At 35.0% G+C, this 9,242-nt stretch carries 8 protein-coding genes; 4 read left to right on the forward strand and 4 right to left on the reverse strand.

All coding sequences use genetic code 11. The features are described from left to right. Positions 1 to 190: 190 nt before the first annotated feature. Together AC07XN_RS21465 and AC07XN_RS21470 are read right to left on the reverse strand one after the other, a co-directional pair. A complete protein-coding gene (locus AC07XN_RS21465; protein ID WP_494744538.1) occupies positions 191 to 730 on the reverse strand; it encodes a DUF2911 domain-containing protein in 540 nt (179 codons plus the stop codon). 117 nt (positions 731 to 847) lie between these two features. Beyond that, entirely contained in the window at positions 848 to 1,423 is a 576-nt protein-coding gene (locus tag AC07XN_RS21470) for an acyl-CoA thioesterase (RefSeq protein ID WP_409014250.1), read from the reverse strand. A gap of 221 nt (positions 1,424 to 1,644) precedes the next feature. On the opposite strand from AC07XN_RS21470, the gene nuoL reads away from it, so the two are divergent. Further along, entirely contained in the window at positions 1,645 to 3,567 is a 1,923-nt protein-coding gene (gene nuoL / locus AC07XN_RS21475) for an NADH-quinone oxidoreductase subunit L (protein ID WP_494744539.1), read from the forward strand. A 48-nt stretch (positions 3,568 to 3,615) separates the two neighbouring features. Further along, positions 3,616 to 5,271: a complex I subunit 4 family protein gene (locus AC07XN_RS21480; RefSeq protein WP_494744540.1), complete on the forward strand. Its 1,656-nt coding sequence runs from the start codon at positions 3,616 to 3,618 to the stop codon at positions 5,269 to 5,271. A gap of 3 nt (positions 5,272 to 5,274) precedes the next feature. Here AC07XN_RS21480 and AC07XN_RS21485 read toward each other — a convergent pair whose 3' ends face one another. Further along, on the reverse strand, positions 5,275 to 6,285 hold the full coding sequence (locus AC07XN_RS21485) for a sensor histidine kinase (protein WP_494744541.1): 1,011 nt from the start codon (positions 6,283 to 6,285) through the stop codon (positions 5,275 to 5,277). A gap of 74 nt (positions 6,286 to 6,359) precedes the next feature. On the opposite strand from AC07XN_RS21485, the gene AC07XN_RS21490 reads away from it, so the two are divergent. Further along, complete coding sequence (locus AC07XN_RS21490) at positions 6,360 to 7,886, forward strand: NADH-quinone oxidoreductase subunit N (RefSeq protein ID WP_494744542.1); 1,527 nt, start codon at positions 6,360 to 6,362, stop codon at positions 7,884 to 7,886. Positions 7,887 to 7,888: 2 nt separating this feature from the next. Here AC07XN_RS21490 and AC07XN_RS21495 read toward each other — a convergent pair whose 3' ends face one another. Next, the gene (locus AC07XN_RS21495) at positions 7,889 to 8,398 is read right to left on the reverse strand and encodes a phosphoribosyltransferase family protein (RefSeq protein ID WP_323251440.1); all 510 of its coding nucleotides are present in this window, start codon (positions 8,396 to 8,398) and stop codon (positions 7,889 to 7,891) included. Positions 8,399 to 8,640: 242 nt separating this feature from the next. On the opposite strand from AC07XN_RS21495, the gene AC07XN_RS21500 reads away from it, so the two are divergent. Beyond that, positions 8,641 to 9,198 (forward strand): YcxB family protein, encoded by a 558-nt coding sequence (locus AC07XN_RS21500; protein WP_494744543.1) that lies wholly within the window; start codon positions 8,641 to 8,643, stop codon positions 9,196 to 9,198. Positions 9,199 to 9,242: the final 44 nt, after the last annotated feature.

Here is a 9,242-nt window from a genome sequence, read left to right on the forward strand (position 1 = left end):
TACAAATAGCGTACCAAAAAATCAATCACACCTTATTTTATTTATTAATATCTTTATTTTTTTTGAAAAAACATCTAAATCAACCAAAAACTTTCTTTAATTATAGTCATTCTAAAAAAAAGAAAACAAAAAAAGCAGAATAACTTTTAAGTATATTCTGCCTCTTTTATTGTGATTAACAGTATAAGAATTATTTTATTGGAATTGTTACCACAGTAGTATCCCAATGTAAAAGCATATCTACTCCGCTTTCTTTCTCATTAAAATCTATCTTAAATGTTTCTACAGAATCTGCTTGCTGTGAAGACGTAGCGGGTACTCTTAAAACATCTTTACTTTCATCATAAGATAAACCCCATTGTCCTACTTCTGCATTGATAATTATTGTCCAATCGCCTTTCTCAGGAATTGTGAAGAGGGTGTACTTACCAGCTTTAAGTGCTTTGCCTGCAATGGTTACATCTCTTGAGAATTTTATAATAGTTGCTTCATTAGCCCCAGTTCTCCACCATTTTCCGTAAGGAACAAGTGCTTTTTCTTGAGTTGTTCCAAAAATAAGCCTACCCTTTTTAGAAGGTTGGCAATAATCTACCGTAATTCCTAAACCATTCTTCTCGTATTCAGCGGTAGCTGATGGACTAAAAGGTTTGTTGTAGTAGAATCGAATAAAAACAGTAACAGATGCCAAGACTGCTAAAACAATCAGTATAACTTTTAAAACCTTCATCATTAATTGTTCAATTAGGGAGATGGGAATAATTATATAAGAATAAATTTGAAATCAATTCTGTAAAAATACTTCATTTTATCTTGACGTCAAAATGAATCCAAACACTATATAATTAATTTATACCCACTCGCTCTGCATATCTTTTTCCCGTTTTATAATACAACGCTCAGTGTCTAATAAATGTAAGTTTTCGTCTATCTCCATACAAGTTTTAGCATCATGCAATAGTTCTTTATACGAGCTTTTGATTTCTTTACGTTTCAAGGCTTCTAAAAACCTGCGAATATCTTCATCACTTTCCAAAATCAACGGAGGAACAGCAGTAAGTTTTCCATTGTCATCCTTAGCAACCATCGTAAAATACGAAGTATTGGTATGTTTTACACTAGCCGTTTTGATATTTTCGGCAACTACTTTTATACCCACAATCAAAGAACTGTTTCCGACATAGTTTACAGAGGCATGAAGCGAAACCAATTCGCCTACTTCCACAGGCTGTTTAAATTCTACATTATCTACAGATACAGTCACCACATAAGTTCCTGAATGTTTGGCCGCACATACATAAGCAACCTTATCCATCAATGATAATAAAATCCCTCCGTGAATTTTGCCTCCAAAATTAGCATAAGATGGAATCATCAATTCTGTGATAGTAGTTCTTGAATAGTTTACTGTTTTAGCGTTGTCCATCATAATAAGTATTTGGTTAGTAAATAATATTAAAATAAAGCAAGGAAATGCTTCCAATAGCAAAGAAACATCAAATATTATTATATTACTCCACAAACTTAGTGGGTTTTATCAAAATTCAATTAGGACTAAATCCAATTTGAGCCGTATATTTGCACAAAAATTGAAATTTTCCAAGAAAATCTCTACGTATAGGCTTAAAACTTTCGTAATTAATTTTTATGAATCCTTCCACTTTGATTTGGCTCATTTTATTAACCCCACTTGCAGGGTTTATTATGCCAATTCTGTTGGGTAGAAAAAACAACACCTTAGCAGCTTGGTTAACAATTGGTTTTACAGGCTTGAATCTTATCTTTTCAATCCTATTGCTTCGTCAAAACCTACATGTTGCTAATCCACATTATTTATTCAATTGGTTTTTGCTCGGAAAAGAAACATATTCTTTTGGTTTTCTGGCAGACTCGCTAACGCTAATGATGTTGGTTTTGGTGAACTTCATAGCCTTATTAGTACAGATTTTCTCGTTGGAATATATGCACGAAGAACCCGACCAATATAGGTATGTCGGTTTTTTAAGCCTGTTTGTATTTTCAATGCTTGGCATCGTACTAACCGATAATTTATTGATAATGTATGCCTTCTGGGAATTAGTAGGGTTAAGTTCATACCTATTAATAGGCTTTTGGTATCAAAAAACTGAGGCCGTACAAGCCTCAAAAAAAGCATTTTTGGTAAACCGTGTGGGTGACGTAGGGTTTTTGTTAGGCATTTTTCTGATTTATTATTTATTTGGTAGTAGTAATTTTCAAGATTTCCCAAATATTATCGCCAATGCTTCAGAACCCAGTTTAGTACCCGTTGCAGGCTTATTACTTTTCTGTGGGTGTATCGGTAAATCGGCACAATTCCCTTTACACACGTGGCTTCCTGATGCAATGGAAGGACCAACGCCCGTTTCGGCGCTTATCCATGCTGCAACGATGGTAGTAGCGGGAGTTTACTTATTAGCAAGGATTCATCCATTATTTGGCTTTGAAGAAACCATCATCGTCTCATCTATCGGTTGTTTTACAATGTTGTTGGGCTCAGTGTACGCTATTTTTCAAACTGACATCAAAAAAACGTTGGCTTATTCTACCATCTCGCAAGTAGGTTTAATGGTAGTAGGTTTAGGCTCTGATGCTTCCGTATTTCATTTATTAACACACGCCTTCTTTAAAGCTGGGCTATTCCTTAGTGCAGGGTCTATTATTCATGCACTCCATCATCATGCTGGTCATGATTTCGATGCTCAGGATATGCGATTAATGGGTGGCTTGCGTAAGAGAATGCCATTTACCTTTGTGTGTTATCTCGTTTGTTCATTAGCATTGGCGGGCATTCCTTTCTTCTCAGGTTTTTTATCTAAAGATGCTATCCTTGCGCAAGTAGTGGCTAGTGCCAATCAGCACCAAAGCTTAGCATTATACATTATTAGCTTTGTTTTTTTTATTGGTATTTTGCTATCTGCTTTTTATATGACTCGCCAAGTATGGCTTATCTTTTTTGGAGAGTTCAGGAATGAAAAGGCTGACCTTTACGCTATTCATGAGGGCTCGTGGAAAATCACTTTCCCAATCGGGCTATTGGCTATTTTATCTATCGGTTTTATTTTCACTTTCAATCCTTTGAATGCTGAAAGTGCTTGGTTTTGGGAATTTATGAAACCTGAGATGATAGAAAAGTCAGCCGAAAATCATTGGGTTGCCTATTTATCCACAGCACTGGCTTTTGCAGGAATAGGCTTAGGATATTTATCTAGAAATAAAGCACTAGCTTATACCATTCCTACGCTTGATAACATTTATCAAAAAATATTTGTTGCCCCAATATTAAAATCAGCTGATTTGTTACAATGGTTTGATTTGCATATTATAGATACTGTAGTGAATGCTGTAGCTCAATTACAAGTTATCATTGCCAGCATCGTAGCTTGGTGGGATGCTAAAATTATAGATGGCATTCCCAACTCAACAGCTTATTCAGCAGGAGTAATCGGGAAAATTACTCGTTCAGTACAAGCTGGTAAAGTACAACTATACGTTGCTATATCCTTTTTAGGATTAATAGCTTTGATTACTTTTATCGTTTTTTCATCTTGATAGTGCCTGTGTTTGTTTCAAAACAAATACAATTATTCTTATATAATTATGCCCATTTTATCAGTACTTATATTTTTACCATTGGTAGCGTCGTTGGTAGTGGCTTTTTCGCCAGACCAATACAAAGCCTATTTCAAATGGTTTACGCTAGGCGTTACTGCTGTAGAACTAGCAATTTGTATTTACTTATATCAAAACTTTAATCATGATATTGCCGACTACCAATTCCTAGAACAATTAGATTGGATAACCCTGCCACTAGGCACATTGGGGGTTGGTTCAATTGATTACCTTTTGGGTGTGGATGGTATCAGCATGCCAATGGTTTTGTTGACAGGCATCGTGATGTTTGTAGGGGCTATTTCGTCTTTTGAAATTAAACAGAAAGAGAAAGGATATTTTTCACTTTTCTTGTTGCTGACAGGCTCGGTAATTGGTTGTTTTGTGGCGTTAGATATGTTTCTTTTCTACCTCTTTTTTGAGTTTATGCTCTTGCCTATGTATTTCCTAATAGGTATTTGGGGTGGTCCACGCAAAGAATATGCTTCTATCAAATTTTTCTTATATACGCTTTTCGGCTCTATTTTTATCTTAATTGTCATGATTGCGCTCTATCTATCAGTGGTTGACCCTGTAGAAACAGCCGTGAGAATTGGGCTAATCAGCAATGTATCAGATATTACGCCACAGATTATTACAGAAGTACAAACCTTGCTAAAAGATTTAAAAATTCCTTCTGAGCAAATTGTACATACTTTCGATTTACGTTTTATGCCCGATGCTGGCAATTTCCTGCCAAATTCGTGGTTAAATGTTTTTTCAGGTATCGAGATTTTTAGTATTTCGGCTCGTGCCTTAGCTTTTATTTTATTGATGATAGGTTTTGGGATTAAGTTGCCCGCCGTACCTGTTCATACTTGGTTGCCAGATGCCCACGTAGAAGCACCAACACCTGTATCAGTGATATTGGCAGGAATCCTCTTAAAGATTGGGGGATATGGTTTTCTCAGAATAGCTTATCCCATTTTCCCAGACGCTGCTCATGATTATGCTTTTGTCATTGTTGCCTTTGGCGTTTTATCTATTATTTACGGAGCTTTCAATGCTTTGGCAATGAATGATTTGAAGAAGATGATTGCCTATTCGTCAGTTTCTCATATGGGTTTTGTATTACTAGGGGTTGGGTCATTAACAAGTGAAGGTATTAACGGAGCGATTTATCAAATGTTTTCGCATGGTGTACTTTCCGCAATGCTATTCTTATTAGTGGGCGTTTTGTATAATCGTACACACGACCGCCGTATTGATAGCTATCAAGGGCTGGCTAGTAAAATGCCTTTGTACACAGCCATGACGGCTATAGCCTTTTTTGCTTCATTAGGCTTGCCTGCTTTTTCAGGCTTTATTGGTGAAGTATTTACCCTGATGGGGGGCTTTAACAGTCCGCTTATTCCACGATGGTTAACCGCTTTAGCTGCCTTTGGATTGGTATTGGGTGCGGGCTATTTCCTTTGGACTTTACAACGAATATTTTTTGGAAAATACTGGGTCAGACAATTTGAAGGAGTATTAGAAGACTTAAACTTTAGGGAAAAAATAATGCTTTATCCTTTAGCGATATTAGCATTAATATTTGGTATTTTCCCTCATTTAATCTTTAACTTAACCAATGTAACTGTAGCCGAGCTTTTGAAACTATTTTAACGTTCAATAAGGCATTCTAATAGTGGCGAATACTTTTCCTTGGGTATTATCAATTTTTAGGTAAGCATTCTCACCATATTGTAATTCTAAGCGTTTTTTGAGGTTTTCGAGTCCTATTCCACCTTCGTTGTTTTTAGGTTTAGGTACAAATACGCCCGAATTTTCAACACATAAAATGATAAAACCTTTTTCTGTTCTGGCTGTAATGGTAATATATCCACCAAATTTCAACTGACCAATGCCATGTTTAACGGCATTCTCTAACAAAGTATTCAAGGTCATTGGCATAATTAAGATATTACCTATATCTTCCTGAATTTGAAAATCATACTTTAAGCGGGTATCAAAGCGAAGTTTTTCAAGTGACAGATAATTCTCAGCTAAACGAAGCTCTTCACTAAGCGTTGCTTTTTGTTGTTCGCCAAGGTTTAAGGATAGTCTTAATAAATCTGACAATTGAATGATTGATTCGCGGGCCTGAATACTATCAATCAATGTTAGTGCCTTTATACTATTGAGGGCATTGAACAAAAAATGAGGATTCAACTGTTTTTTTAAGCTTTCTAGTTGAGAAATTTTCAGTAGGTTTTCAGTATGTGCTTCTCGTTGCCTTCTATCTTGATAAATACTCAAGAAACGGTGCAAATGAAAAAACATAAACCAAGGAAATACCTTCCATACATTTTCAACAAAAATGACAGCAAAATTAAGGAAAGAACTATCTGAGTAATTATATAATTGATAGTCTATAATAGTATAGATAGAGCCTATTGAAAGCCCACCAACTATTGGAAAAAGGGCATATTGAAGATGGGTAATATCATCAGGGCTGAAACGGCTAATGATGATTTTATAAATGTGACATGAAAAAAAGCCTGAAAAAAAATAAAGTAGTAAATAAATGGTTTTAGTGGATTGACTGAAATCATTAAATTCAATATGTTGAATAGAAAGAAGCGTAATAATCGACCAACATAGAATTTGAATCAACCAGTAAAATTTGGTTTTATTCATAAATTTCACCTAATTATAGTTAAACTCAAAAATAGCAACAAAAGTAGAATAAAACACGTTTGTGAAGAAAAATAATGACCAAAAAAATAATCTTATCCGATTTACTAGCTCACATTCTTGAAAGCCTGAGCGTCATTTCTCCGGAAGTATTCTTGGGGGCAGTATTTTTACTCCTTATTATCATTGAATTAATTCTTTATAAATACATATTCCAACAATCTGATTCCTTAGAAAACTCAATTGCCCAAAGTTATCAAAATACTTTATGGGGTATTTCCTTGATTTCTGTTTTAATCGCCTTGAATCAAATCATTTCGCAGTATTCAACTACCAACGATACTTTTCTGTTTGGCGAAATGCTTATTTTAGATAGTAAAGCCATTTTCTTTAAAATAATTACAACGTTTTCAGTAATCATTTTATTGGCACACATCTATGTTTCAAAACGAAAATATGATGGCGAATTTTATCCTTTGGTAATTAGTATCCTGATAGGCCTAAATTTAATGGCGATGTCGGTTAATCTATTAATGATTTACCTTTCTATCGAAATCGTTTCTATCTCATCTTATGTGCTGACTACTTTTAATAAGACAAAAAAAGCGTCTGAAGGTGGTTTAAAATACATCATTTTTGGGGCAGCTTCTTCCGCAATTATGCTGTATGGTATGTCATTATTATATGGCATGACGGGCACGCTTAGTATTGCTTCTCCTGATTTTTCAAGAGGCATTGCCCAAACAGATAATGTAGCTTCAACGATTGCTATTGTATTGACACTCTCTGGATTTTTATTTAAAATATCCGCAACGCCTTTTCATATCTGGACGCCCGACGTGTATCAATCTGCTCCCACACCGATTGTGGCTTTTTTTGCAGTAGCACCCAAAATTGCCACATTTTTAGTAATTATCCGCTTTTATTCTGTCATCCCTACCGACTTAACATTAATCACTGCCATCATAGCCTTGGCGAGCATTACTTTCGGCAATTTCTCGGCTTTATGGCAAAAAGATGCCAAAAGATTATTGGCTTATTCAACAATAGCCCATACAGGTTTTATGCTGATTGGTCTGGTGATGATTTCTGAATTAGGCATCAAGAGCATCGTATTTTATTTGATAGTTAGTTTATTTACTAATTTCTCCGCTTTTCTATTAATTGATTACGCAGCAAATAATACCCAAGGACAAAAGTCAGACAATGATTCTAAATTTATGATAGAAAACTTTAAAGGCTTGGGCAGATTGAATCCTTTGTTTGGAATATTAATATTAATCGTAATGATTTCCTTGGCGGGCTTACCTCCTACTGGCGGATTTATTGCAAAACTGAATATCTTTTCTGCTCTTTGGGAAGCCTACCAAGCTTCTGGTAAGCAACTGCTATTACTCCTTTTTATATTTGGCTTATTGAATACGGTGATTTCTTTATCTTTCTATTTGAAAATACCCTTCCTGATGTTTTTTAAAGAAAGCGAAAAAGGAGTAACATTCAAACTCAGTTTAGAACAAGCTGTATTGGCAATATTACTAGTTTTCCCAATCCTAGCATTATTTTTCAATGCAGATTGGCTCATGAATATTATCAATAGTCTATAATGTTATTTTAAGTACACTCCCATTCGAGCTTCGTCGTCTAATACTACCGAAACATATTCGCTCAAGGTAGTCGAAAGTTCGTACCCCACGTAGTCTGCCAGAATTGGGAAACGACGATAGTTTCTGTCTACCATTACAGCTACTTGAATACGCTTTACAGGAATACTTAAAAACGGAGATAATGAATAAGCAAGGGTTCTTCCGCTATTCAGCACGTCGTCTACTACGACAATGGTTTTGTGCTCTAAAAATCTTTCGTCACAATCAAACTCTACTGGACTTTCGTAGGTAACATCTTTATCTACGTCAATTAATACGGCACTAGCTTCTATAGGCGAAATTTCTTGAAGTGTGTTGGCTAACAACTTGGCTAAGGCATGCCCCTGCCCTCTGATACCAGCAATAACAATATCCGACTCTTCAAAATTATTTTCATAAATTTCAAAAGCAATTCTTCTAATTTTCTGAAGCACTTGGGTCTGGCTCAGTATTTGGCTCTCAATAAGTTCCATATTTAATAATTCTAGAAAATTCTTGGATATATTTTCGTTAAGGCATTAAAATTAGCATTCAAAAACCCCTAAAACAAATCATTAAAGGTAATTTACCCATAATTTCATCTTTGGATTTAGGGAATCATCCTACCATACTTTCTTTATTAAATCATTAATTTGTTGGTGTTAATACTCATTTCAATAAAACTTCCTTATTTTTTGTACCTTTGTCGTCTGAATCACCAAATTTTATTATAGACATGGCAAAAGGATACGCTCAGTCGCAACAAAGACGAGTACAACAACCAATTCAATCAAATCCATTAGCAATCAAAACAAAAAAGTTTGCCCTTGAAAAAAATAAATTCATCGGAATAAACATGATCCAACTTATTAAAAATCAATGGTATTGGGGATTTGTGCCTTTAGCATTAATTTTTATCAACGTAATTTTGAACCTTACAGGCGTTTATCATAACTACTGGATTTACGTGTTGACACTAATCGGAGCAATTGCATATTTAATATTTTGGGCAATTCAGTTTACTGGCGTTACCCAATTAGAACAATACAAACAGCTTTTTAGTAAATATCGTTACGAAATCGATAGTCGCCAGATTTTGATGAAGTTGAGCGATACTGAGGGAGGTGTCATTAAATGGGACATGATTAAAGGTGCTAGAAAAGCTAAGGATGCCTACATTTTAGATATGGGGCAATATCAGTTTATTTATTTACCATTTACGGTATTTAATACTGATAGCGACAAGAAGTTGTTGGATAGAATCTTGAAAGACAAAGGATATTCAATTGATTAGTACGAATAATATCCAACTAAAAAGTCGCTGTAAATGTCATTTAC

The organism is Arcicella sp. GW458-12-2-14-TSB2 (assembly GCF_059423785.1).

Coding starts and splice junctions, on each gene's coding strand:
- nuoL (WP_494744539.1), top strand. CDS start 1,645: ATGAATCCTTCCACTTTGATTTGGCTCATTTTATTAACCCCACTTGCA.
- AC07XN_RS21500 (WP_494744543.1), top strand. CDS start 8,641: ATGGCAAAAGGATACGCTCAGTCGCAACAAAGACGAGTACAACAACCA.
- AC07XN_RS21485 (WP_494744541.1), bottom strand. CDS start 6,285: ATGAATAAAACCAAATTTTACTGGTTGATTCAAATTCTATGTTGGTCG.
- AC07XN_RS21480 (WP_494744540.1), top strand. CDS start 3,616: ATGCCCATTTTATCAGTACTTATATTTTTACCATTGGTAGCGTCGTTG.
- AC07XN_RS21465 (WP_494744538.1), bottom strand. CDS start 730: ATGATGAAGGTTTTAAAAGTTATACTGATTGTTTTAGCAGTCTTGGCA.
- AC07XN_RS21495 (WP_323251440.1), bottom strand. CDS start 8,398: ATGGAACTTATTGAGAGCCAAATACTGAGCCAGACCCAAGTGCTTCAG.
- AC07XN_RS21490 (WP_494744542.1), top strand. CDS start 6,360: ATGACCAAAAAAATAATCTTATCCGATTTACTAGCTCACATTCTTGAA.
- AC07XN_RS21470 (WP_409014250.1), bottom strand. CDS start 1,423: ATGGACAACGCTAAAACAGTAAACTATTCAAGAACTACTATCACAGAA.